The following is a 24,690-nucleotide window of genomic DNA, read 5'->3' as shown; positions in this document are numbered from 1 at the left end:
CCCGGCGAGACATACACGGTTCCCACTCTCACCTCGCTTAGTTACGCGAAAGGCACTGTGATGTCATCACCCACCACGCTCACCCGCGCGCTTGCACGCGCCCTCGCCCAGCACACCGAGGCCAGCTTTGGCCTCATGGGCAACGGCAACGCCCACCTCATCGAAGACCTCACTGCAGAGGGCGTGAGCTACACGGCTGTGCGTCACGAGGCAGGCACGGTCGCCGCCGCCGACGCCTACACCCGCGTCAGCGGCAAGCTCGCCATCGCCACCACCACCTACGGCGCGGGCTTCACCAACACCCTCACGGCACTCGCAGAAGCTGCCCAGGCGCGCACCCCCATGCTCGTGGTCGTCGGCGACGCCCCGAGCACCGGCCCGCGCCCGTGGGACGTCGACCAAGAAATGCTGGCCGCGGCGATGGGCGTACGCACGCACACCCTCTCGATCACCAACATTGAGCGCACAGTTGAGCGCGCCGTGGCGTACGCAGCACACGCGCGGCGCCCCGTCGTGCTCGGCATCCCCTACGACATCGTGAGCGCAAACGCGGTGCCAGCTCCGGCCCCAAAGCCTAAACCCGAGGGCATCGACCTGAACGACCCGGCCGTGCTTGCCACGCTCGCTGCCTCGGTATCGCAGCACGATGCAGCCCAGATCGCAGCGCACGACACTGCGCAGAGCAAGCCCCACCCCGATGGTCTCGCCGCACTGCACGCGGCAGGAGCCGCCCCCGCCCACCAGGTCGAAACCGCGGCACACACGCTGATTGAAGCCGAGCGGCCCTTGATTCTCGCGGGCCACGGCGCTCATCTCGCGAAGGCGGGCGCCGAACTTGGCGCTCTCGCCGGGTCACTCGGAGCCCTCACCGCCACCACCGCGCTCGGCCGCAGCATCTTTCCCAACGCCCAGTACGACCTCGGGGTCACGGGTGGATTTGGCCAGACCGCCGCAATGGACGTCGTCGCCCAAGCCGACGTTGTCGTGGTCGTGGGCGCAAGCCTGAACCAGTTCACCATGCGCTTCGGGGAGCTATTCGCCCCCGGCACGACCGTGATTCGCGTCGACGCCGAGCAGGTGGCACCCCCAGTTACGAAGCACCCGATCACGCACCAGCTACTGCAGGGCGACGCGCGCGCCACCGTCACCGCCCTCACCCACGCGGTCGAGTCTGAGCGTGCACGCACGCTGCTCGAGCACGAGCGGCACGGCGACTGGGCAGTGCCGCGCGGCACCCCGCCGTGGCGCGAACAGGTGGCCGGGCTCGAGCCCGGCGGCGCCCTGCGCGTGCGTGACACGGGCACCGAAGTCTGCCCCGACGGTCGCCTCGACCCGCGCGCCGTGGCCGCCCGCGTCGCCGAGCTGCTGCCCGCAGACCGCCACGTCACCACCGACGGCGGCCACTTTTTGGGCTGGGCCAACATGTACTGGCCTGTCGCATCCCCCGAGCGCATGGTCATGGTCGGCACCGCCTACCAGACGATCGGGCTCGGCTTCGCGACCGTCGCGGGTGTCGCCGCCGCGGCCCCCGGCACGACCACCGTGCTCAGCACGGGTGACGGCGGCGGCCTCATGGCGATCGCCGACCTTGAAACCGCGATTCGGGTCGCCCCCAGCTGCGTGATCGTCGTGTGGAACGATGCAGCCTACGGCGCCGAAGTTCACCTGTACGGCGAGATGGGCCTCGATCAGGGCCCCATGCTCATACCCGACGTCGACTTCGCGGGCGTCGCGACCGCCCTCGGCGCGCAGGGCGTGCGCGTGACGCAGCTGTCTGACCTCGACGCGCTCGCCGAGTGGACGAACGCGGGCGCACGCGGCACGATCCTGCTCGACTGCCGCGTCTCGCGCGGCGTCGTCGCCGAGTACCAGCGCGAGATTCAGCGCGTCAACGGCCTCGACGTATAGCGTTTCGATGCTTAGCGGCCTCGGTGCGCAATGACACCGAGGCCCAGCGGGCTACTGCGCGATGCCGCTCGCGAGCCTACTGAAGGCACGCACGGCATGATCCGGATCAATTGCCCCCGCCGCGACCCCGGTCGCGGCCTCGCGTAGCGCCCCAACCAAGAGCAGTGCTGTCGCGTCAACTTCGAGGTCTTGCGCGACCTCGCCTGCGGCGGCAGCGGCGGCGAGCGCGTCGCGGATCATCGAGGCACTCGCGCTTGAGCCGATGCCCCGCTCGGAGCCCGTGGTGATGAGGGCAGGGCCCGAGACGTTGTAGAAGTGACCGACGCGCTCGTCGCTCGCGAGGGCGAACATGGCCCGGGCGAGAGCGGCGAGCTGCCCGCGCCAACCCGTTTCGGCTGAGACGGCGGCGCGGGTGCGGGCCACGAGGTCTTCGCCCAGCTGCGCGTATGCTGCGCGCAGTAGCTGGTCGCGGCCGCCCGAAAAGTGGGCGTAGACGGTGCCGCGGGAGATGCCCGATTGCGCCGCGACGCGATCAATAGTCGTACCCGCGACGCCCTCTTCGCCGATCACAACGAGCGTGGCTGCAACGAGATCCTGGCGCGTTTGCTGCTGCCGGCGCTGTCGCAGGCTGAGGGGTGGCGTGGGTACTGCTGGCGTCTCTTGCGACGATCGCGTGCTCATGCGTCCAGTCTATGTGCGACACCACCGTCTTGTGCACCAAGGATATAGTTTCTATACTCTGAGTACAGAAAGGCGCGTGACTGCGCGCCCCCTTGTCGAAAGGATGCCCACGGTGGCCATCGAACCCGCACTCCCCCACACGCCTGAGCCATTCGTCGTCGACCTCGAGGCAGCGATTGAACTGGCACGCGAGGCGCTCGCGCGCTACGACTTCGACCCTGCCGCCGAGCTGACGCTACTCAAACAGCGCGAGAACTTCGTGTTTGCCCTGCAGCACGAGGGCGAAGATTATGTGCTGCGCGTTCACCGTCAGGGCTACCACAGCGACGCAGAGCTTGCGTGCGAGCTCGACTTCGTGCGCGCCCTGCACGCCGAAGGAGTCGCGGTGCCGAGCTTCATCGAAGCACCGGGCGGCCGCGGCTTCTGTGTGGTCGGCGCGGGCGATTCTGGCGCAGGCGATTCTGGCGCAGGCCGAGCCGCGCACCCCGCAGGTCCCCACCAGGTCGACCTGCAGCGGCTCATTCCCAACCACGGCAACTTTGGTGACGAGCGCACCGGTGTCGACGGCACCGCCCAGCTTGAGCCCGGCGATTTTGAGGCGCTCGGCAGGCTCATCGCGCAGGTACACGACGCCACGGCCCGCTCCGGTTACGAGATGGCGGTGCCCCGCGACGACTGGGATCTCGACGGCCTCGTCGGTGAAAGCCCTGCGTGGGGCGACCCGCTGCGCATCTGGGAGCTCGCGGGCGACGATAGGGCTGCGGTCGTCGCCGCGATTGCCCGCATTCGCGAGGAGCTCGGCGACTACGGCACCCCCGCGGGCCGATTCGGGGCGATTCACGCCGACCTCACACCCGAGAATGTATTGCGCACCGACGAAGGCCTCGTGCTCATCGACTTCGACGACTTCGCCGCCGGCTGGCACCTCTTCGACCTCGCCACCGCGATCTACTTCTACACCCCGCACCCGCGGCACGACGAGTACCGCGCGGCGCTCTTCGCGGGTTACGAATCCGTGCGCCCGCTTGATGCCGACGACCACGCCGCGTTCCCCGCGATGCTGCTCGCCCGGGGCCTGACGTACCTCGGCTGGGCGGCCGATCGGCGCGGCGAGCCCACGGCTGAGTGGCACGCGACGACCGTGCTGCCGCACATCGTCGCGCTCTCACGCCAGCTCATCGCCTAGATTCTACGACTCGCTTGGCGCAATGGCGCCAACGTGAATTGCAACAAACGCTGGCGCGTTTCTCCCCAGCAATCAACGCGCACAGCATAACCAGAAAGTTTGAACCCATGACCACCACACCAGACCTCATTGCCCGCCGCAACCGCACGATCGGCCCCTACTCCCCCCTGTTCTACAACGAACCGCTGCAGTTCGTCTCAGCGAAGGGCGTATGGTTCACCGAAGCCTCGGGCGAAAAATACCTCGACGGCTACAACAATGTGCCACACGTAGGCCACTGCAACGACCGAGTGGTGCGGGCGCTCGCTGACCAGGCGGCGACGCTCAATATTCACACGCGCTACCTCAATGAGCGCGTCGTCGACTACTCAGAACGCCTGCTCGGAACGTTTCGCCCCGAGCTCGACCGTGTGCTCTATGGCAACTCGGGTTCAGAAGCCAACGAGCTCGCCATTCGCATCGCTCGCCAGCTCACCGGCAATACCGGCATGATCGTCTCTGACTACAGCTACCACGGCACCACAATCACGCTCGCCCAGCTCACCACAGGCCTCAAGACCCGCGAGCCGCTCGGCGAGCATGTGCGCACGATCCGGATCCCGGATCTCGATATCGACCCGCGCCCCGCGGCGGAGGTACTCGCCGAGACACTCGCGGGCCTAGACTCTGCGATCGCCTCGCTGCAGGAGGCGGGCTTTGGCGTTGCCGCCTGCCTCTTTGACCCGCTGTTTTCGACCGAGGGCATGCCGCGCGTGCCCGAGGGGCTTGTCGACGGCATCGTAGAGCGTGTGCAGCGCGCGGGCGGCATGGTCATCGCAGACGAGGTGCAGAGCGGCTTTGGCCGCACCGGTAGCCACATGTGGGGCCACGACTACGCCGGCATGACCCCCGATCTCGTCACGATGGGCAAGCCCATGGGCAATGGTCACCCCATGTCGGCGGTCGTCACGAGCGAGCGTGTGCTCGACGCTTTTGGTGCGCGCAACGAATTCTTCAACACGTTTGCGGGCAACCCGGTCTCGGCCGCCGTCGGCGAAGCCGTGCTCGAAGAGATGGAGCAAGAAGAGCTGATGGCGCGCGCCGCCTCGCTCGGCACTGCGGCGCTTGCGAAGTTTCAGGAGTTCGCTGCACGCTACGACTTCGTGCGTGCGGCGAAGGGCACGGGCCTCTTCTTGGGGCTCGACTTCGCCGTCGACGGGGTCGCCGCACCCCAGCTCGCGAAACAGGTCGTGGAGGCGATGAAGACTCGCCACGTGCTCATTTCGCGCATCGGCCGCGATGAGAGCGTGCTCAAGGTGCGGCCGCCGCTCGCCTTCAGCGACGCCGAGCTACCCCTGCTGCTCGGAGCGCTTCAGGAAGCGCTCGACGAGGTTTCGGTGTAGTCTCTCGGCAACGGCTGCGATAATTTCTACAGCCGTGGAGTTCGATTGACAATGAGGTGCGCTTCGTGGAGAAAGTAACTGGGCTACGCCCGGGCGCTGCCAGCACGCCGCCTGAGCGGGCAGACAACATCGGCAGTTTCAGCTCGCTCGCGTCACACTCGTTCGTGCCGCTGCGCATCTCGGCCGAGGGCAGCGGCACGTTCAGTGGCAAACTCAATTCTGCAGACGCAGACGATGTCGTGTTCACCGAGGTCGAGGCAAAGCCGCACCTCGTGGAGCGCACTCCCGAAGAAATCGCGCACGGCGGCAGCGGATACTACAAGGTCAGCCTGCTGCTGTCGGGGTCAAGCATTCTCGTGCAAGACGGGCGTGAGGTGGTTATGCAGCCGGGTGACCTCTCGGTCTACGACACCTCACGACCGTACTCACTGCTGTTTGGCGAAGACATGCGCAACCTCATCATGATGTTTCCCAAAAACCGACTCGATCTGCCCGTGCCCGTCACCGAGCAGCTCACCGCTGTAGCTCTGAGCAAAGAACACAGCGGGCTCGCCCCGGTCATCTCGTCGTTTCTGTCGCAGTTTCCGGCACAGCTTGAGCCGCTGACCGATCGAGTACGCACCAAACTTGCGCACACCAGCCTTGACCTCATCGCGACGCTATTCTCGAGCATTCTTGACACGGGATCCGCAACGCGCGACCCACACCAGCTGCTGCTCCAGCGCATCTATGCCTATATCGATGACAACCTTGCGAGCCCCGAGCTGTCACCCGGCAGCATTGCTCACGCCCACTACGTGTCTACGAGGCACCTGCACTCGTTATTTCGCCAGGCCGACACGACCGTGTCAACGTGGATCAGGCAGCGCCGACTCGAGCGCTGCCGTGAGGACCTCCTTGATCCGGTGCTTTCTGACCGGCCCGTGGCCGCGGTGGCGATGCGTTGGGGCTTTACTGATGCGGCGCATTTTAGTCGCGTCTTCAAAGCGGCTTACGGCGTGAGCCCCAGTGAGCTGCGGCTGCGCTAGCAGCGGCCCTGTACAGAACAGCCTGGCGGTAGAGCGCCCCGCTTCGCACCGCGCCGCGGCCCGGTCTTGGCGTGCGCCGTGACCGCGCCGTGACCGCGCCGTGACACTCCTTGCGCGAGCGCGCCCGGCACTTGACTGGGCGCGCACAGCACAGCCTGAGCGTGCACGAAATTTCTATACGCTGCGTACATTAAAGGTCTACGGATACCCAGACACTTGTCATGAGCGCTGGGTTGCCGTGTCACCTCATAACGCAAAGGAGCGTATTGACAATGACCAGCGCACAGCCCTATCAAGACATCGCTGTGGCCGATGATTCGCGCGCGGCAGACGCGAACGAGTGGCGCAGCTACGATGAGTTCGCGGCGGGCATCGACACGTACCGCCTGCCCAGCGGCTCACTCAACGGCACCGAGCTCACCGTGACGCTTGATGACGGCGGCACAATCGCCCTCGCGTTCGGGGCAGACCGTGTGCGCTGGAGCGCGACGGGCGCCTTCGCCACCGACGGCGAGCTGAGTGACCCCTACGATGCGGTGCGCGTACGCTCAGACATCATGTTCGTGAACCTGCCCATTGAGTCGCGCGAGCGCGAGCAGATCACGGTCGTGTACTCAGAGTCGACCCACCGTGCCCTCGTCACCCGTTCGGTGATCGGCGAGGCAGACGTAGACGGCGAGCCCCGCGTCGGCCAAACCTTCTGGGCTGGCACGACCGACCGCGGCGAAGCAACCGGTGAGGCGCCTAGCCCCTCGCGCTACCTCGTGGGCAAGCGCAACCTCTATCGCTACAGCCCGCACCACCTGTACGAACACGTCTACCTGTCGAGCGAGCGCTATGCGTGGCAGTGCGTGCAGGGTGTGCAGCGCGGCCACGGCGACGTCGACATGTCGACGGTGTGGAAGTTCGAAGATGGCCTCTACCTCTTCTGCTTTAGGGAGTTTCGCATCGCCGTTGCGAGCGTTTGGTTGCACGATCTCGGCTACCAGCTGCGCACCACCGGCGTCTTTCTGGGCATCACGGCGTCGGGCGAGGCCGAGCACTCGAAGGCGGGCGGCCACATTTACCCCGGCGGCGGCCTCGAATACCCCGACGTCTGGCCGGTCTAAGTTTCGTTTGCTGACACATTTCATCCCTTCCCCCGCTTTGAAAGGCACACAATGAAGTCACGCTTTCTCAGCGCCGCCGCGCTCACCGCGGCCTGCGCGCTCGCACTCACCGGCTGCGCCGGTGCCGATGGTGGGGGCGACGGCGCGCCCATCAAGCTCGGGTCGGTCAACACGATCAGTGGCCCCGCCACCTTCCCAGAGGCGTCTGAAGCCGCTGCGGCCGTCTTCGACAAGGTCAACGAGGCCGGCGGCATTAACGGCCGCATGATCGAGTACAAGGCGAGTGATGACAAGGCCGACCCCGCAACGGCTACCGCTTCGGCGCGCGATCTTGTGGGGAGCGACGAAGTGGTTGCGCTCGTGGGCGGTGCATCGCTGCTCGACTGCGAGATCAACGCCAAGTACTACGAGCAAGAGGGCGTGCGCTCAATCCAGGGCATCGGCGTCGACCCCGGCTGCTTCAGCTCCCCCAACATCGCCCCGGTCAACATTGGTCCGTTCAACGACACCACGCTCACAATGCTGTACGGCTCTGAAGAGCTGGGCCTCGAGAACCTGTGCGTATTCACCAGTGTGATCGGCTCGACCGGCCCCGCATATCAGGCGGCCGTTGACCGCTGGAGCGAGATCACGGGCAAGGAGCCGCTGCTCGTTGACGACACCGTGCCCTACGGCGGTGCCGACTACACGCCATACATCGTGAAGGCGAAGAAGGCCGGCTGCGACGCGATCGTCTCGAACGCGGTTGAACCCGACGGCATCGGCCAGATCAAGGCCGCCAATCAGCAGGGCTGGGACGACGTCACGTTCCTGTTTCTCACCGCCGTCTACAGCGAGAGCTTCGCTGCCGCCATCGATGACGCTGGCGCAGGCGTGTACGTGCCCGCCGAGTTCTACCCGTTCACCGAAGACAGCGACATCAACGCCGAGTGGAAATCACTCATGACCGACAACGACATCACACTCACGTCGTTTAGCCAGGGTGGCTACCTCGCTGCCACGTTTATGGTTGAGGTACTCAAGAGCATTGACGGCGACATCACTCGCGACAGCGTCAACGAAGCGCTCTCGAGCATGGCGCCCATCGACAACGACATGCTTGCCTTCTCGTACCAGTTCGACAAAATTGCCGCGCAAGACTATGAGCCCGGCGGCTGGCCCGTCGTGCTGAAGTCGAAGACGAACGCGTGGGAGAAGTCGGCCGACGACTGGCTGCTCGCCCCCGCAAGCTAACCCCCTTTCAGCCCGGCGCGGCCGCCGTGCGTCAAGCAGCACAGGCCGCGCCGGGCTCGAATTGTTTTCTTCAACGAAGGTTTCACATGCATTCTGTTTCTCCTTTCACCCCACGAGGGCGAGCGTGAACGGCGCTGCCCTGCTGCAGGGCGCGCTCTCTGGGCTCGCCGCGGGCGGCGTGTACGCGGTGCTCGCGGTCACCCTCACACTCATGTCGAGGCTCGTGCGCGTCGTCAACTTCGCGCAGGCCGCGACCGGCATGTTCGCGGCGTTCACAGCGGTGTGGCTCGCGCACAAGCTCGGCATGCCCGTGTGGCTCGCTACTATCGCGGGTATCATTGTCGGTGCGGCCCTCAGCGCCCTCATCGGATGGATCGCCGCCGTGTGGCTGTCTGAAGCCGATCTGTCGACCCGCTCCGCCATGACCGTCGCCCCGCTTCTGCTGCTCATGTCGCTCTCCTACATCTTCTTCGGCAACAAGCCCCAGCCCTTCGCCCCGCTCATCAACGGTCCCGCCTTCGAAGTCGCAGGCGTCGTCGTGAGCTGGGTCACCATCGTGACGGTGTCACTCGCGGTGATCGTGGCTGCCGCGGCTGGCCTCGTGCTGCGCAAGACGACGATCGGCACGAAGCTGCGTGCGCTGTCAGATCGGCCCACCACGGCCGAGCTCATCGGCATCGCGTCACGCCCGCTGTCGATCGGTGTGTGGGCGGTCACCGGCGCCATCAGCGCCGTCACTATTTTGATCATCGCCCCCACCCAGTCCAACGACGCGGTGAGCCTGTCGATGCTCATCATTCCGGCGGCCGCGGCCGCGCTGCTGGGCGGGTTTAAGCGCCTCGACCTCGCTGTCGTGGGCGGGCTCCTGCTGGGCCTCATCGGCGGCATGGTCGCGCAAATCTCTGAGCTGACCCTCGTGCGCAGCTTCGTGCCGCTCGTGTTCATCGTTATGATGCTGCTGTGGTCGCAGCGAAAGGAGGTGTGGGATGCTGCTCGCTAACCCTCGCCTACGGGTGATCGCGCCCGTCATTGTGGCGGTCGTAGCCGTCGCTATCGGCTACGCGCTGAGCGTTGGCCTGTCGGGCTACATCGTGTACCTCGCGATCAGCATGATCACGGCATCAATCGCGATCTTGGGCCTCGGCGTCGTCACCGGATCGGCCGGCATCATCGCCCTGTGCCAGCTCTCGTTTGGTGCGATCGGTGCCTGGGTGGTTACCTGGATGAACGCGAACGAGGCCCCCGGCGGCTTCATCGTGTGGCTCATTGCCGGTGGGCTTGCCGCGAGCGTTGCGGGCATCATTATTGGGCTCCCTGCGCTGCGTCTACGCGGGGTCAACCTGGCCGTCGTGACCCTCGGATTTGCCGCTGCCCTCGACGTGCTCATCGTGCAGACCCAGTTCCCTGGCCAGAAGGACGGCCTGTCTGTCGCACGCCCCGCCATGTTCTCGAGCGACCGCGAGTACTTCTTCTTCTCGATGATCGTGCTCGTGATCTGCGCCTACGGCGTGTTCTTGCTGCAGCGCAGTCGCGTCGGCAGCAGCTGGAAGGCCGTCGCGTTCTCCGAGCGCGGCACTGCAGCAGTCGGCCAGAGTGTGCGCCTCGCCAAGCTCTCGGCTTTCGCTGTGAGCGCGGCGCTCGGCGGTGTCGCGGGCGGACTGCTCGCGGGCCAGGTGGGCATTCCCTATGCCTCAAGCTTCACACCGATCCAGTCGCTCGCGCTCTACATCCTTGCCGTTATGAGCGGCGCGTACCTCATTGATATGGCGATCTTCGGCGGTATCTTGTGGGTGCTCGTTCCCGAACTGCTGCGCCGCTGGGGCGTACCCCAAGACTGGGGTTTCGTCGTGTTTGGCCTGCTCGGCATTCAGGCCCTCACCGCGGGCTCCAACCTGGGTGAGGGGATCCGGAGCCTGACGAGAAAGAAATTTGGGCGCAGGATCTCGCCCGCCACAGCGGGTGACGTGTCGACGAGCGTGCTCGACGTGTTCGCTGTGCCCGAGGCACGCGAGCCCGTCGCGGCCGGGGCGCCCCCCGTGCTCGCGGTACGCGGGCTGGGCGTGCAGTTTGGCGCGTTGAAGGCGCTCGACGACGTGTCGCTCGAGGTGAAGCCGCGTTCGATCATGGGTCTCATCGGGCCAAACGGCGCCGGCAAGTCGACGTTTGTCGACGCCGTGAGCGGGTTTCTGCCGCAGCACACCGGCGAAGTCTCGCTGGACGGCGCCGATATTACGCGGCTCGATCCGGTCGCGCGCGCTCGTAAGGGCCTGCGCCGCACGTTCCAACAAGATCGCGTGCCGCCGCAGCTCACCGTCGAAGCGTATGTGCGATTTGTCGCACGTAAACGCCTCGATGTTGAGGAACTGCGTGACGCGCTTGCGTTCATGGGATGCCCACCGCCAGAGGAGAAGCTCGCGAACGTCGACGTCGGTACGCGAAGGCTCATCGAGGTCGCGGCGGCCGTGCTGTCTGGCCCCAAGGTGCTGATTCTTGATGAGCCAGCCGCCGGTCTTTCACACGAAGAGCACATTCAGTTTGGCCACCGGTTGACGCGCATTCCATCGCGTTTCGACACCGCGATTGTGATCATTGAACACGATCTCGACCTCGTGCGTAGCGTGTGCACCGAGCTCACCGTGCTCGATTTTGGGCGTGTGCTCGCGCAGGGTGAGGCAGCGGCGGTGCTTGAGGATCCGGCCGTGATCGCGGCCTACATGGGAGATGCGGAGGTCATTTCATGAGCGAACTGAAGCTGACCGGGGTGACGGTGAGGCGGGGCGCTGGCCCCGTGATCTCGAACGTCGATCTGACCCTTCGATCGGGCGAAGTGCTCGCGCTCGTCGGCCCCAACGGCGCCGGCAAAACGAGCCTGCTCGAATCGGTGTCGGGCGTGATCGGTCACGCCGCGGGTGAAATGGTCGTCGATGGCGCTTCGTTTGGTGGGCTGGGGCGCGTGCAGCGCGCGAAGCTCGGTATCGCGCACATCGAGCAGGGCCGCGCGATCTTCCCGTCGCTCACGGTGCGCGAAAACATCATGCTCACCGCGAAGACGCAGCGCGCGCTCGACGAGGTGCTCGCCTCGTTCCCTGAGCTCGAAAAGCGCATCGATTCACAGTCGGTGCTGCTTTCGGGCGGCGAGCAGCAGATGGTGGTGCTCGCGCGTGCATTTGCGTCGAAGCCGAGGTTCTTGCTGATCGACGAGATGAGCCTGGGCCTCGCGCCCGTCGTCTTCATGCGCCTACTGCCGCTGATTCAAGAGATCGCTGCGTCTGGGGTGGGGGTGCTGCTTGTTGAGCAGTTCACGCACCTCGCGCTCGGCATCGCCGATGAGGCGATGGTCGTGGCGAGCGGCCGCGTGAGCGAGGCGCAGGGCCCCGCGGCCCGTCTGTCCGAGGACCCGGATCTCTTGCGGGCGGCCTACCTCGGCGGGTGACGGTTTCTCGGCACGGCTTCAAGCATCAATCGAGCGTCAGCCATCAGTATTCTGAAAATACTGATGGCTGACGCTCGATTGATGTGTAGGCCTGTTCATGTATCGGCCTCATGCTGTGCAAGAGTGCCCGTGATCGGGTTGCCCCTAATGCGCAGGAATCACATACCCGCGTGTTCGAAGGCGAGCGTGGGTAGGTCGACGATGTGCGCGCCGCCGTCTGCGACGATCACCGCGCCGGTGATGTACGACGACTGGCGCGAGCCCAAGAACCGCACGATAGACGCAATCTCTGCGGGCTCGGCGGGTCGCCCGAGCGGCACATCGGCTGTCACCGCTGCGTAGCCGGCCTCGCGGCCAGTAATCTCTGCGGCGTGTGCCGCAAACTCGTCCATCTCTGCGTCGGCCATGGGCGTGCGCACCCACCCCGGGCAGATCGCGTTCGTGCGCACGCCGAGCCTGGAGTAATCACGGGCGAGGCTGCGCGTGAGGCCGACGAGGGCGTGCTTGCCGACCGTGTACCCCGCGACCGAGGGGCCCGCGAATAGCCCAGCGAGCGACGACACAATCACGATTTGACTGCCTGCCGAACCATTTTCTGCCGCACTGCGTCGCAGTTCGGGCAGCGCTTCACGAGTCATCACGAACGCGGTCGACAGGTTCGCCTTGATCGAGCTTTCCCAGTCATCATCGCTCGTGTCACCGACCGCCGAGAAGCCATGCCCGCCCGCGTTCGCGACGAGCACGTCAATGCGGCCAAACTTCTCGATTACCTGCGCAACGGCGGCACGGGCGGATGCACCGTCTGCCGCATCGGCCACGATCGGGGTCGCCCCCGTGCGCGCCGCAGTCTCTTCGAGCGGGCCCGGCCTGCGGCCCACAATGACGACGCGAGCACCCTCTGACACATATCGCTCAGCGATGGCCGCGCCAATGCCCGTGCCGCCGCCCGTGATCACGACCACTCGGCCGCTGACATCGCTGCCTGTGTTGACATCACCCCTTGTGTCGACATCACCAATTGCGGAGACGTCGTTACTCTCGTTGGGGGTTTCGGTCTGCTGGGTCATGGTGTACCTCTCGAGTGTGTTGCGGCTGCGTTGCCGCGTAAATAGTGTGCCGAAAACTACGCGCTAGGTGCGAGTCAGCGCCAAGCTGCGCGCTCTCGGCCCATTGGTGGTCACAGTGAGACAAGCGCACGGGCCCGGCACCAGCAAGAATTGCAGCAGTACCTCAAGCCCACCGACACAACTGTCTACGATTGTAGAATAATCGATGTGTGTGCATCTCACACCCTCCCCGCAGCAGAAACGGAGTCAATGTTGACCACCTACCCAGACCTCATCATCACCGACGCTCGCGTGTACACAGTCGACGCGGCACAGCCCTGGGCAGAAGCCATCGCAGTCAAAAATGGCCGCATTCAGGCGGTGGGCAGCGCCGCAGACATTGAGGCGCTGCAGGGCCCGGGCACCGAGGTGCGTAAGCTCGGCGGCGCCTTTGTCATGCCCGGCCTCGTCGATGCCCACAACCACCACGCCGTCGCGGGCGAGGAGGAGCTGTTTCAGCTGCGCCTGCCCATCGGCGCGCACCTCGACGAGATCATCGCCGCGGTGCGCACACACGCAGCGACGCTCCCCGCTGATGCCTGGGTCGTAGGCGGCCCCTGGGCGAGCGATCGCCTGGGCGAGGTCAACACGGCAGCGGCCCTCGCGCTTCTCGACGAAGCTGCGGGCGGGCGCCCCGTGGTGCTCTCTGACGACTCGCATCACAACCGCTGGGTCTCTTCACGCGCGCTCGAGCTCGCTGGTGTGAGTGCCGGATCAGAGGGTGTCGTGGTCGACAGCGCGGGGCGCGTAACGGGTGTGCTCCTCGAAGCCGCGGGCATTCCTGTCGCGCAAGCGCAGCGCGCTGCGGGTGGGCTCACCGAGGAACAGAACCGTGACGCATCGCGTCATGGCGTCTCGATTCTCAATTCATTTGGCATCACCGCGTTTCAAGACGCCGCCATCGGCGCTCACAACCTCAGGGCGTTGCACGCTCTCGACACCGCAGGCGAACTCGACGCTTGGGTCGTCTCGTCGATGCTCGTGAACGACGACATCTTCGGTTACCCCGAGATCGGTGACGAACTGGTGTTTACGGGCGAACAGTACCGCACCACCCATCACCGCCCCGACTTCGTCAAGATCTTTCTCGATGGGGTGCCCCCCACCGGCACCGCTGCCTTCATTGAGCCTTATCTGCCCAGCGAGGCACACGGCCACGACCACCACGGCGAGACCCTTTTCACCCCGAGCGAGCTCACCGACTGGCTTCGCCGCGTCGCGAAGGTGGGTCTCGGCGCCAAGATTCACTGCACCGGCGACGCATCGGTGCACGAGGTATTGAACGCCGTCGAGACGCTGCGCGCCGAGGGCATCACAGATACTCGCTACAGCATCGCGCACGGCCAGTTCGTGCACCCCGACGACGTTGCCCGATTTGGCAAGCTGGGTGTCGACGCCGAGATCTCGCCGTTTATTTGGGTGCCCGGCCCGATCGCGCAGGCCATCAGCGAAGTGCTGCCCGCCGAGCGCGCCGAGCGTATGCAACCGAACCGCGACCTGCTCGACACCGGCGCGGTCGTCGCGGGCGGCTCGGACTGGCCGGTCTCCCCCTCACCGAATGCGTGGGAAGGCATCCACGGCCTCGTCACCCGTCAGGATCCGAGTGGTCAGTACCCCGGCACGCTCTGGGCCGAACAGGCCATCTCACTCGAGGAGGCCATCGCGGCGTTCACCATCGGTGGCGCCACATCAATGGGGCTTGGAGGCGAGGTCGGGTCACTCGAAGCCGGCAAGTCGGCCGACTTCGTGCTGCTGGACCGCAACCCGTTTGAGCACCCCGCGACCGAGCTCGTCAAGACCCAAGTCGACGAGACCTGGTTCGCTGGCCGACTGGTCTTCGCGCGCTCCGACAGCTAGTCAGCGCCCACAACGACCTGCCCCACGCGATAGGAGACCCTCGTGTATAAACTCATCGTGCTCTACCCTGAGCCCACCGATCCGGCCGCCTTCGAGTCGTACTACCGCGGCACTCACCTGCCGCTGTGCGCGAAGCTGCCGGGCGTCCAAGATATCTCGTTCGCGATTGGTCTGGGGGCACCAGCTCCCTACTTCGCGATCTTCGAGGCGGCTTTTGTCGACGAGGCGGCACTCGGGCGGGCGATGAGCTCCCCCGAGGGTCAGGCGGTCGAAGCCGACGTGCCCAACTACGCCACCGGCGGCGCGACAGTGTTCACGTTTCCGGTCGAGCAGCTGGCGCTGTAGTCCGTGACCGGGGGCTCGGGCTCGTTCCCGGCCCCCGCACCACCTCGGCTAGTTCGCTAACCAGGGGTGGCAGCGCATACTGGTAAGTGTCACCCCGACTGGCAAAGGAGCCACCCATGTCTGTTGATGCGTCCGATCGTTCCACCCACACCCACGGTCAACGAGTCACCGAGCCCACTTCTGTCGTGCACCCGCTCGATCCGCTCACTGCAGCAGAAATCGCGCAGGCGCGGTCCCTGCTCGCCGCGGCAGGGCACCTCGGCGAGCACCAGCGCGTCGCGCAGTTGTTGCCCCTCGACCCAGACAAGGCGTGGCTTGCAGCGTGGACTCCCGGTGACGAGATTGAGCGTCGCGTCGAGGTCGTGCTGCTCAATGTCTCAGACGGCACTTCGCAGCTCACCGTCGTGGCGCTGCACCCCACCAACGCAGCAGGCGCAGCCGGCACAGTCGAGAGCATTCGCGCCATCGACACCGCCACTGAGGGGCAACCGCAGTACATCTTCGAGGAGTACGACCGCGCGGCAAACATCGCGAAAGCGTCAGCGGGCTGGCAGGCCGCTATGCGCCGCCGCGGCCTCGAAGACCGCATGGAGCTCGCGTTCTGCGCACCACTCGCGCCCGGTTTCTTCGGTCGCGCAGACGAGGCTCATAAGCGCGTCATCCGCTCGCTCACGTTCTTGCGCGATGATCCGCAGGACAGCCCCTGGGCGCACCCTGTCGAGGGGCTCATCGTGCACATAGACCTGTCGAGCGGCACCGTGATCCGCGTCGAAGACGAGGGCGATGTGCCGGTGCCCACAGCCCACGGCAATTACACGGCCGACGCGCAGGGCCCCGCGCGCACGAGCCTCAAACCGATAGAGATCACCCAGCCCGAGGGCCCCAGTTTCGAGGTCAACGGCTCGCTCGTCACATGGGAAAACTGGTCATTTCGCGTGGGCTTCAATCAGCGCGAGGGCCTCGTGCTCAACCAGCTCAAGTTTCGTGATGGCGACGAGGAGCGCGAGGTGCTGCATCGCGCGAGCGTACCCGAGATGGTCGTGCCCTACGGCGACACGGCGCCCGGCCGCTTCTGGATCAGCTACTTCGATGCCGGCGAGTACCTGCTCGGCAAGAACGCAAACACGCTCAGCCTCGGCTGCGACTGCCTCGGCGTGATTCACTATTTCGACGGCTTTGTGCCCGACGATCACGGCCACCCTGTCAAGATCCCCCAGGTCGTATGCATGCACGAGGAGGACTACGGGATCCTCTGGAAGCACACCGATCTCGACGGCAACACCGAGGTACGCAGGTCTAGGCGCCTCGTCATCTCGTACTTCTCGACCATCGGCAACTACGACTACGGCTTCTTCTGGTACCTGTATCTCGACGGAACCATTCAGCTCGAGGCGAAGGCCACCGGCATCGTGTTTGCGAGCGCAGGGGTGTCCGGATCGCCCAACCCCCACGCGCCCGAGATCGCTCCCGGCATCTTCGCGCCGGTGCACCAGCACCTCTTTTGCGCGCGGCTCGACACCGCCCTCGACGGCGAAGCGAACACGCTGCACGAGGTCGAAGTGGCGGGGATTCCGATCGGACCCGAAAACCCGCACGGCAACGCGTTTACCTGGAACAGCCGCCAGCTCACCACCGAGCATGAGGCCAGGCGGCGTGCGAACCCCGCCGCCGGGCGGGTGTGGGAGGTGCGCAGCGCCGAGCGCACGAATAAGCTCGGCCACCCCACCGCGTTCAGGCTGCTGCCGCAGGGCCAACCCACGCTCATGGCGCAGCCCGAATCGACGGTCTACAGACGGGCCACGTTTGCGACCGAGCATCTGTGGGCGACACAGTATGCCCCGGGCGAGCGGTTTCCGGCGGGCGACTTTCCCAACGCGCACCCGGGTGGTGCGGGCCTGCCTGCATGGACCGCGCAGAACCGGTCGCTCAATGAAGAAGACATCGTACTCTGGCACGTGTTTGGACCGACGCACGTGCCACGCCCCGAGGACTGGCCCATTATGCCCGTCGACTACTCGGGGTTCTTGTTCAAACCGCACGGCTTTCTTGACGAGAACCCGGCCATGAACCTACCCGACGGCGCGATTCGGGGAGGAATGACAGGCGCGTGCTGTGCCAGCGGTGGCTGCGGCTGCTGCGCGGGCGGCGCCTGCCGCTGCGGCAGCGCAGGTTGCGCGTGCGGAAACCCGCGCGCCTAGTGCCTGAGTTGACCGGCTGAAGCGAATTTCGCGGCCCCCATACATTGGGGTCGCCCTGGTGTCGGAAATACCGCCCGCCGGCGCTGTAGGTTGATCCATAGCGTTCACACGTCGTTATTATGCCCACCTCTGCCTACCGTTTTGACCTGCGCCTACGAAAACTGCGGTTGTTTGACTGCGAAATCGTAGGCGCAGGTCGGACTCATAGGCGCGAGTGGGCGGCCATGACTCTGCACACAGTTACACAGGCGCAGACACAGGACTCGTGCCACTTTGGTGCTGGCGTGCATTGCACACCAACTCTTCACGTCATCCCGCGCGAGCTTGCGAGTCGCGGGATCCACACCACAGCGGCTGGATTCTGCGATGCACTCCGTGCCCGCAGAATGACAGGTACTAGGACGTGCCCGCAGAATGACAGGTACTAGGACGTGCCCGCAGAATGACAGGGCATGTAGGACGTGCCCGAAAACGGCAGGGCGGACCATGCCCAGCAAACGGCCACGACGCGTGGGGTGGGGCCTTCCGGGCCGCTGCTTGGTTGGGTCTGGCAGGAGCGGCGGCGCAGCCGACGCGACCGGAGAGCAGCGGCCCGGAAGGCCCCATCCCACGCCCCCGCCTACCATCAGTCGGCGATGGCCGCTACGGCCTCCCCGATCCGGCGCAGCACCGTGTGATCGTGGCTCGATCTGGCGCCGGGCACATAGCACAGGCGCTTAATCTCACCGCCGGTAAACCGGTAGCTGCGGTGTGCTTCGTACAGCTGCCAGTCGACCGGGCCGCCGTAGTCGTATCCGACGCTAATACCGGTAAACGGCGCCATGCCGAGCAGCATGGGCACCTGCGCGATCTCTGCGGCGAGCGCACCGTCGACTTCGAGGCGTAGCCGCCAGCGCAGCTCGGGCAGCTCGTCTACGCGCAGCACGAGCTTGTGCAGGCCCGGCGCAAGCCTGGCACCACGTGCCCGGTGCATATTGCCGTACGCATTGTACGAAATGAGTGGGGCGCTCTCGTCGATCGCGAGGAGGTAGCCGCCGCCCTGGTCGCCGTGCGCGACGATGACACCCGCCGCGTTCTCACCCACGAAGATCTCGGAGTCGACGACGAACGATCGCAGCACCGTGAGTTGAGCCGAGCGGTAGCGCTCGAGCGGCGGGCGAAACGGCACGAGCGTCACGGGGTCTTGGAGCATGCGCTCGGTCTCGGGCCGGTTCTGGTGCAGGCTGCCGTCGTCGTCGAGCGGAAATACCGCGTTGTGCCACGCTTCTTCGCGCCACTTCTCGGCGAGGGCGGCGGTGCGCTCGGGCTCCGCCGCGGCGAGGTTGACCGTTTCTGTCGGGTCGCTGGCCAGGTGGTAGAGCTCCCATGTTCCTCCCGCGGCCCCCTCGTCGCGGGTGGGGGTGTGATCAGACAGCGCCTTCCACTCCCCCTCGACCATGGCCCTGCGTCCGACCACTTCGAAGTACTGTGCTGCACGGCCCGCGGCCTGCGGGTCTGACAACACATCGACGACGCTGCGCCCGTCGGGGGTTTGTGCGGGGAGGCCGGCGAGCGTTGCAAGCGGCGCAACGCCCGCGAGCTCGAGCAGTGTGGGGGTGAGGTCAGACACGAACACAAACTGCTCGCGCAGCCCTCGTGCGCTGATGGGTGCTGCCGGCCACGACACGATCAGCGGCGCGTGCACTCCTCCCTCGTAGGTCGTCGATTTGAACGAACGAAACGGAGTATTTGAGACCCGCGCCCACCCGGTCGGGTACTGGCTAAAGAGTTTGGGGCCGCCGATGTCTGCGACGTTTCGGGGTACATCGCGCACCCAGTCGCTCGGTAGTTCACCGTTCGTGCCAAACTGCGCAAAGTAGCTGCGGGTACCGGTGGGGCCGCCCTCAGCGGTGCCGCCGTTGTCGCTCGCCAGCACGATGATCGTGTTGTCGAGCTCGCCCAACTGCGCCAGCCGTTCACGCAGCTGCCCGACGCTCTGGTCGATCGAGTCGACAGCGGCGGCGTAGACCTCCATGTGCCGCGCAAACAGGGCGCGGTCTGCCTCGCTCAGGGAATCCCAGGCCGGGATCTTGTCGCCGTCGGCGAGGGCTTCGCTCGGCAGGGTGGCGTGATCCGGCACGATGCCGAGCTCTTGCTGCCGAGCGAAACGCGCCTCGCGCAGGGCATTCCAGCCGGCCTCGTAGCGGCCCGCGTGCCGCGCGATGTCGACCTCTTTGGCCTGGATCGGGCCGTGCACCGAGGTGTGGGCGTAGTAGAGCAGAAAGGGCTTCGCGGCGTCATTGACCCGCAGCTCGTCGATCATCGCGATCGCCTCGCCCGTGAGTTCGTCGGTGAGGAAGTAGTCGTCGGCGAACTCGGCTACGTCGACGACCGAGTTGTCGCGCACGAGCCGGTGCGGGTGGTGCAGCGATGTGAAGCCGTCCATTGACCCGAAGTAGCGGTCGAAGCCGCGCTGCAGCGGCCACGACGACTTGTCGGCCGCGTCGTGCAACCGCGATTCACCCGTCAGGTGCCACTTGCCGACCATGAACGTGGCGTAGCCGCCCGCTCGCAGAGACTCGGCGAGCGTCGCCGCATCGCGCGGTAGTTCGCACGTGAACCCGGGGTAGCCGGGGTCGGTGTGGGCGACGAATCCGAAGCCTGCGCGGTGGGGGTTTAGCCCCGTGAGCAGCGCCGCTCGGGCGGGCGAGCACATGGGGGCCGTGCGGTAATTCGTGAATACCCAGCCGCCCGCGGCGGTGTCATCAATGTGCGGGGTAGGAATCTCGCTGCCGAAGGGGCCGAGGTCGCTAAACCCGAGGTCGTCGATGAGCATCACGACGATGTTGGGGGCGCCTTCGCGGGCGCGTTGCGCGGCGGGCCACCAGGGCGTCGAGTCAGAGACGAACTCGCTCGCGCGTCCCTCGAACCCTTCGTAGCCTCGGCGTGCTGGGCCCGGCGCCGCCACGGTTACCCCGCCTTTCTGATGAGTTCGAGGATCTCGGTGCGCAGCCTTGCGAACTCAGGCAGCGAGCGCGAGCTGATCTGGTCACGCGGCTCGGGCAGGTCGATGTCGAGAATTGTCGTGACGCGCGCGGGGCGTTCACCCAGCACGACCACGCGGTCAGACAGGTAGACGGCCTCGTCGATGTCGTGGGTGACGACGACAATTGTCATGCCAAACTGTTCGCGAATCTTGAGGCACAGGTCTTCGAGTTCAAAACGCGTCTGCGCGTCGACCGAGGCGAACGGCTCATCCATGATGAGCACCTCGGGGCGATACGCGATCGCGCGGGCGATCGCGACGCGCTGCTGCATGCCGCCCGACAGCTGCCACGGATACTTCTGCTCGGCGCCCGCAAGCCCCACGGCTTTCAGCGCCGATGAGATGCGCTCTTCACGTTCGGCGGCGGGCAGCCGCAGGTGCTTGAGCGGCATGCGCACGTTCTTCTCGACCGTCAGCCACGGCATGAGCGAGCGTGTGTACTCCTGAAACACGAGGGCCATCTGCTCGGGCGGCCCATCGATCAGGTTGCCGTCGATCTCGGCGCGGCCCGACGAGATCGACTGCAGCCCCGTGAGGCACTTGAGCAGCGTCGTCTTACCAATGCCCGAGGGGCCGACGATGCACGCAATCTCGGCCGCGCGCACATCGAAGGTGAGGTCGGCGATGACCGGCACAGACCCCTTCTTCGTCTCGTACGTCTTGGCGAGGCCCTGCACGCTGAGGCGCACCGGTGCGTCTGCGAGAAAAGCATTGGGGCTCATAGGTTCTTCTCCGTCTCTTGAGCGGCGATGTACCAGCGCAGCACGCGGCGCCGGAAGATGTTGAACAGTGCAGTGGACGCGTAGCCGATCACGCCCAGCACGAGAATGCCGACCCACATATCGGCGATCATGAACGACTGCTGCGCGAGGAGCGTCCACGCGCCGAGGCCCGTCGATGACCCGAGCATCTCGCTCGCGATCATCACGACGAACGCGGTGATGAGGCTCACCTGCACCCCCGAGAGAATGCGGGGACTAGCAGCGGGCAGTGTGACCGAGAAGATCCGGTCGACCCAGCCGAAGCGGTACACGCGGCTCACCATCGCGAGCGTAGGTTCGGCGCCACGAATGCCGTCGATGGTCGAGATGAGCACCGGAAACACCGAGGCGAGCGTGATCGAGAGGATACGTGTTTCGTTACCGAATCCGATGAGTGACACGAAGATCGGTACGAGTGCGACGGGCGGAATCGCACGGAAGAAGTGTACGACCGGTTCGATCAGCCATGACAGCACCGGCACCATGCCAAACGCGATGCCGAGTGCCACACCGATCACGCACGCGAGCAAGAACGACAGCACGAGGTTGCCCACTGACGAGCCCACGTTGATCCAGAACAGCTCGGTGCCCAGCACGTCGCCGAAGCGACTGAGAATCTGCTGCAGCGGCGGGAAGAACGCGTTCGTTGACGAGGCGGAGGTGACCCACCAAATCGCCAGCAGCACGACCGGTACGGCAATTTCGACGGCGATGAGGGCGCCCTTGGGCAGCCCCGAACGCCGCTGCTTGCGCGCGACACGCGTGCGCACCCTGATTGACGAGGTAAATACCATTAGTGCGCCTCCTTGCGATACTGCGGGTGCCAGTGCAGCAGCCGTCGTTCGCCCCACTGGCTCAGCCCCTGCACCATGAGACCCAGGATGCCGAGAATGAGCACGTACGCGAACAGCTGTGGCTGGTTGCCCGAGAGCTGCGAGAGCACGAGGCTCTGTCCAAGACCGGGGCCGCCACCAATAAGCCCCGCCACGACCGCGACGATGAGCGCGGTGGGAGCGGCGACACGCAGCGCGGTGCCGATGTAGGGCAGCGCGCTCGGCAGCACGATGCCAAACAGGATCTCGCTGCGGCTGAGACCGTACGACTGGCCCGTCGCCTTCGCGACCGGATCAGTATCGAACACGCCCGCAGAGGACTGCACCGCGATTGCCACGAAACAGCCGAAGAATGTAAGAAAGATGCCCATGCCCATGGTGGGGCCGAGCACGAGGACAACGATCGGAAGCACGACGATCGGGGGGATCGGCTTCAAAAACTCGAGGGGCACGCGGGTCGCGTGCATCGCGAGCGGCGAGACACCAATGCCCACGCCCAGGATCACGCCGAAGAGCGCGGCGAGCACGAGGCCCACCACTGACATGACGAGGGTGTCGTAGGTGGCCTGCCACATTTCGGCGGTGCCGAGCAGTTGCACGGCCTCAGCGATAGCCTCACCGGCGGTGGGGAGCGGCGAATCCTTGAGCGGGCCGACCGCGGCAGACACCTGCCACACGCCGAGTGCGGCGAGGGCGCCTACGGCGCCCACGCCCCACTGCGCGACTCGATTGGATGCCACGGGTTAGCCCTTGGTCCAGATGATGCCGTTCAGGTCGACCGGCTTTTCGAGGAAGCCGAGCTTCACCATCTTGTCGTTGACGTTCTCAAGGTCACGCGGGGCGACGTCGAGCGGCCAGTACGGCACGACGACCTCGTCGACGCTGAGCTTCGAGTCGGTGTACTTGAGGCCCGCCTCGATCGCTTCTTCGGGGTGCTCGTTGGCGTACTCGTTCGACTTCGTGACTGCGCGCTGGAACGCGGCGATCGCGTCGGGCTTCTGCTCGATGACCGGCTTACCGCTCACCCACAGGCCGACGGCACCCTCGCCAAAGAACGCCACCGAGGGCGCTGCGATCTGTTGCGAGCCCTGCTCCTCTGCCTCTGATGTGAAGGGGCTCACGAGCGCGGCCGCGTCAACGTTGCCACTCTTGAGCGCAGCTACCGCCGAGGTGAAGTCGAGCACGACCCACTCAACGCCGGTGTCGGGGTTGATGCCCTCTTGCTCGAGCAGGTCGGCGATGACCACCTCGAGCTGCGCCTTGCGCGCGGGGATCGCGATCTTCTTGCCCGCGAGGTCCTTGATCGAGGTGATGCCGCTGTCTTTGCCTGCGAACAGGCCGGTGTCGTCGAACTGCGTCAGGTCTTCCTCGTCAAGCACACCGGGCTGCGCGCCGTCTGCGGCGCCGACAACGTAGAGCGCGACGCCCTGACTGAGAGCGTTCATGAGCGGAATGCTCGGCGAGTAGGCGACGTCAATCTGACCGCCCTGCGCGGCCGCGAGACCGGCGGGCGGGTTCGCGACGATCGACGTTTCGATCTCAAGCCCCTCCTCTTCGAAGAAGCCCTTTTCGATGCCGTTGATCAGGCTGCCGTCAGACGTGAGACCGATCGTTGCGACCTTGAGCTTGGTGAGCCCGTCACCGCCTGTGTCGCCGCCGTCGCTCGCGCCACCCGAGCAGCCGGCGAGCACGAGGGCGGCAGCCGGAAGCAGCGCGAGGGCTGCGATCAGGCGATTGTTCTTCTTCATGTGCGACTCCTTCGTCGACGTTGTGCTGGTGTAAGCCAGGCGACCCTGCTGCAGAAACAGTACGTCACCATCTGGTGATTAACAAGGATAATCTCCAATTGGTGTCGAAAAATAACGAGCAGATAACGTTTTGTCACCAACTGGTGACGAAAAAGGGGTGCATGATCGACTCTTGTAGTGCACACTGCCTCACGTGGGCGCCAAGGGAGAGCCGAATGCCAAAGATCGTTGACCACGAAGAGCGACGCCGTCACATCGTTGAGGCGGTCACCCGCATTATCATTCGCGACGGTTTCGATCGCGTCACCATGCGCGAGATCGCGGCCGAGGCCGGCTACGCCCACGGCGCGATCGTGCGCTACTTTCCCAACAAGAACAGCCTGCTCACCGCATCGTTTTTGAGCCTCTACGACCAGGCGAACGCGCGCATCGCCACCGAGCTCCCCGGGTTGCGCGGGCTCGCGGGACTTACGCGCATCTGCCTCGAGATCCTGCCGTTTGGCGAGGTGGGGCCGCTCTACGCCCGCGTGGTGATCTCGTTCTGGGATCACGCCTCACAAAACGAGGGGCTCGTCGAGATTCACCGCGAGAACAATAACCGGTGGCGCGAGCTGTTTCGCATGTTTCTCACACAGGCGCGCGAAGACGGCGAGCTCGCAGCGCACGTCGACATCGAGGCAGCCGTCAACCAGGTCGCCGCCCACAACGCCGGCTGGCAGATGACCGCGGTGTTGCTGCCCGAAAACGCGGGCGACGAAAACGTGCAGCGGGCGCTCGACACCCTCATTCAGGGTCTTCGAGCACCCGCCGACACTGCTCAGTAGCTACCGCGCAGCAGCTACCGCGCAGCAGCTACC

Annotated in this window: 20 protein-coding genes; 13 read left to right on the top strand and 7 right to left on the bottom strand. The window is 65.6% G+C overall.

Going from position 1 to position 24,690, the window contains the following annotated elements:
* Positions 1 to 60: 60 nt before the first annotated feature.
* Complete coding sequence (locus ACXR2T_RS01430; RefSeq protein WP_458839714.1) at positions 61 to 1,908, top strand: thiamine pyrophosphate-binding protein; 1,848 nt, start codon at positions 61 to 63, stop codon at positions 1,906 to 1,908.
* 51 nt (positions 1,909 to 1,959) lie between these two features.
* Here ACXR2T_RS01430 and ACXR2T_RS01425 read toward each other — a convergent pair whose 3' ends face one another.
* Positions 1,960 to 2,589 (bottom strand): TetR/AcrR family transcriptional regulator, encoded by a 630-nt coding sequence (locus ACXR2T_RS01425; RefSeq protein WP_458814025.1) that lies wholly within the window; start codon positions 2,587 to 2,589, stop codon positions 1,960 to 1,962.
* Positions 2,590 to 2,701: 112 nt separating this feature from the next.
* On the opposite strand from ACXR2T_RS01425, the gene ACXR2T_RS01420 reads away from it, so the two are divergent.
* From ACXR2T_RS01420 to ACXR2T_RS01385, 8 genes are all read left to right on the top strand, one after another.
* Complete coding sequence (locus tag ACXR2T_RS01420) at positions 2,702 to 3,775, top strand: phosphotransferase enzyme family protein (RefSeq protein WP_458839716.1); 1,074 nt, start codon at positions 2,702 to 2,704, stop codon at positions 3,773 to 3,775.
* Positions 3,776 to 3,882: 107 nt separating this feature from the next.
* Complete coding sequence (locus ACXR2T_RS01415) at positions 3,883 to 5,157, top strand: aspartate aminotransferase family protein (RefSeq protein WP_458839718.1); 1,275 nt, start codon at positions 3,883 to 3,885, stop codon at positions 5,155 to 5,157.
* 128 nt (positions 5,158 to 5,285) lie between these two features.
* Entirely contained in the window at positions 5,286 to 6,185 is a 900-nt protein-coding gene (locus tag ACXR2T_RS01410; RefSeq protein WP_458839763.1) for an AraC-like ligand-binding domain-containing protein, read from the top strand.
* A gap of 272 nt (positions 6,186 to 6,457) precedes the next feature.
* Entirely contained in the window at positions 6,458 to 7,294 is an 837-nt protein-coding gene (locus ACXR2T_RS01405; protein ID WP_458839720.1) for a MoaF C-terminal domain-containing protein, read from the top strand.
* Between the two features lie 51 nt (positions 7,295 to 7,345).
* The gene (locus tag ACXR2T_RS01400) at positions 7,346 to 8,527 is read left to right on the top strand and encodes an ABC transporter substrate-binding protein (protein WP_458839722.1); all 1,182 of its coding nucleotides are present in this window, start codon (positions 7,346 to 7,348) and stop codon (positions 8,525 to 8,527) included.
* A 124-nt stretch (positions 8,528 to 8,651) separates the two neighbouring features.
* On the top strand, positions 8,652 to 9,527 hold the full coding sequence (locus ACXR2T_RS01395) for a branched-chain amino acid ABC transporter permease (protein WP_458839724.1): 876 nt from the start codon (positions 8,652 to 8,654) through the stop codon (positions 9,525 to 9,527).
* The gene (locus tag ACXR2T_RS01390; RefSeq protein WP_458839726.1) at positions 9,514 to 11,268 is read left to right on the top strand and encodes a branched-chain amino acid ABC transporter ATP-binding protein/permease; all 1,755 of its coding nucleotides are present in this window, start codon (positions 9,514 to 9,516) and stop codon (positions 11,266 to 11,268) included. The genes ACXR2T_RS01395 and ACXR2T_RS01390 overlap by 14 nt, the downstream gene beginning before the upstream one ends.
* Positions 11,265 to 11,960, top strand: coding sequence for an ABC transporter ATP-binding protein (locus ACXR2T_RS01385; RefSeq protein ID WP_458839728.1), 696 nt, complete (start codon positions 11,265 to 11,267; stop codon positions 11,958 to 11,960). The genes ACXR2T_RS01390 and ACXR2T_RS01385 overlap by 4 nt, the downstream gene beginning before the upstream one ends.
* A gap of 158 nt (positions 11,961 to 12,118) precedes the next feature.
* Here the strand turns inward: ACXR2T_RS01385 and ACXR2T_RS01380 are convergent, their stop codons facing one another.
* Positions 12,119 to 13,027: an SDR family NAD(P)-dependent oxidoreductase gene (locus tag ACXR2T_RS01380; RefSeq protein ID WP_458839729.1), complete on the bottom strand. Its 909-nt coding sequence runs from the start codon at positions 13,025 to 13,027 to the stop codon at positions 12,119 to 12,121.
* Positions 13,028 to 13,276: 249 nt separating this feature from the next.
* Here ACXR2T_RS01380 and ACXR2T_RS01375 point away from each other — a divergent pair, with 249 nt between their 5' ends.
* From ACXR2T_RS01375 to ACXR2T_RS01365, 3 genes are all read left to right on the top strand, one after another.
* The gene (locus tag ACXR2T_RS01375) at positions 13,277 to 14,923 is read left to right on the top strand and encodes an amidohydrolase (protein WP_458839731.1); all 1,647 of its coding nucleotides are present in this window, start codon (positions 13,277 to 13,279) and stop codon (positions 14,921 to 14,923) included.
* A gap of 42 nt (positions 14,924 to 14,965) precedes the next feature.
* Positions 14,966 to 15,268 (top strand): EthD family reductase, encoded by a 303-nt coding sequence (locus tag ACXR2T_RS01370; protein WP_458839732.1) that lies wholly within the window; start codon positions 14,966 to 14,968, stop codon positions 15,266 to 15,268.
* A gap of 116 nt (positions 15,269 to 15,384) precedes the next feature.
* On the top strand, positions 15,385 to 17,466 hold the full coding sequence (locus tag ACXR2T_RS01365; protein WP_458839734.1) for a primary-amine oxidase: 2,082 nt from the start codon (positions 15,385 to 15,387) through the stop codon (positions 17,464 to 17,466).
* 625 nt (positions 17,467 to 18,091) lie between these two features.
* Here ACXR2T_RS01365 and ACXR2T_RS01360 read toward each other — a convergent pair.
* Genes ACXR2T_RS01360 through ACXR2T_RS01340 form a run of 5 tightly spaced genes read right to left on the bottom strand, consistent with a single transcriptional unit; the run spans position 18,092 to position 23,833 of the window.
* Positions 18,092 to 20,413: an arylsulfatase gene (locus tag ACXR2T_RS01360; RefSeq protein WP_458839736.1), complete on the bottom strand. Its 2,322-nt coding sequence runs from the start codon at positions 20,411 to 20,413 to the stop codon at positions 18,092 to 18,094.
* A 2-nt stretch (positions 20,414 to 20,415) separates the two neighbouring features.
* Positions 20,416 to 21,213, bottom strand: coding sequence for an ABC transporter ATP-binding protein (locus tag ACXR2T_RS01355; RefSeq protein WP_458813999.1), 798 nt, complete (start codon positions 21,211 to 21,213; stop codon positions 20,416 to 20,418).
* On the bottom strand, positions 21,210 to 22,046 hold the full coding sequence (locus ACXR2T_RS01350) for an ABC transporter permease (RefSeq protein WP_458813997.1): 837 nt from the start codon (positions 22,044 to 22,046) through the stop codon (positions 21,210 to 21,212). Before ACXR2T_RS01350 ends, ACXR2T_RS01355 begins: the two co-directional genes overlap by 4 nt.
* On the bottom strand, positions 22,046 to 22,825 hold the full coding sequence (locus tag ACXR2T_RS01345; protein ID WP_458813995.1) for an ABC transporter permease: 780 nt from the start codon (positions 22,823 to 22,825) through the stop codon (positions 22,046 to 22,048). The genes ACXR2T_RS01350 and ACXR2T_RS01345 overlap by 1 nt, the downstream gene beginning before the upstream one ends.
* Before the next feature lie 3 nt (positions 22,826 to 22,828).
* Positions 22,829 to 23,833: an ABC transporter substrate-binding protein gene (locus ACXR2T_RS01340; protein WP_458839737.1), complete on the bottom strand. Its 1,005-nt coding sequence runs from the start codon at positions 23,831 to 23,833 to the stop codon at positions 22,829 to 22,831.
* A gap of 215 nt (positions 23,834 to 24,048) precedes the next feature.
* On the opposite strand from ACXR2T_RS01340, the gene ACXR2T_RS01335 reads away from it, so the two are divergent.
* Positions 24,049 to 24,657 carry a TetR/AcrR family transcriptional regulator gene (locus tag ACXR2T_RS01335; protein WP_458839739.1) on the top strand — a complete coding sequence of 203 codons (609 nt, stop codon included), beginning with the start codon at positions 24,049 to 24,051 and terminating at the stop codon, positions 24,655 to 24,657.
* The last annotated feature ends 33 nt before the right edge of the window (positions 24,658 to 24,690 follow it).

It is taken from the genome of Leucobacter faecis (genome assembly GCF_054456635.2).
Note: the sequence above shows the minus strand (reverse complement) of the source record. Positions and strands in the feature narration are given on the sequence as shown.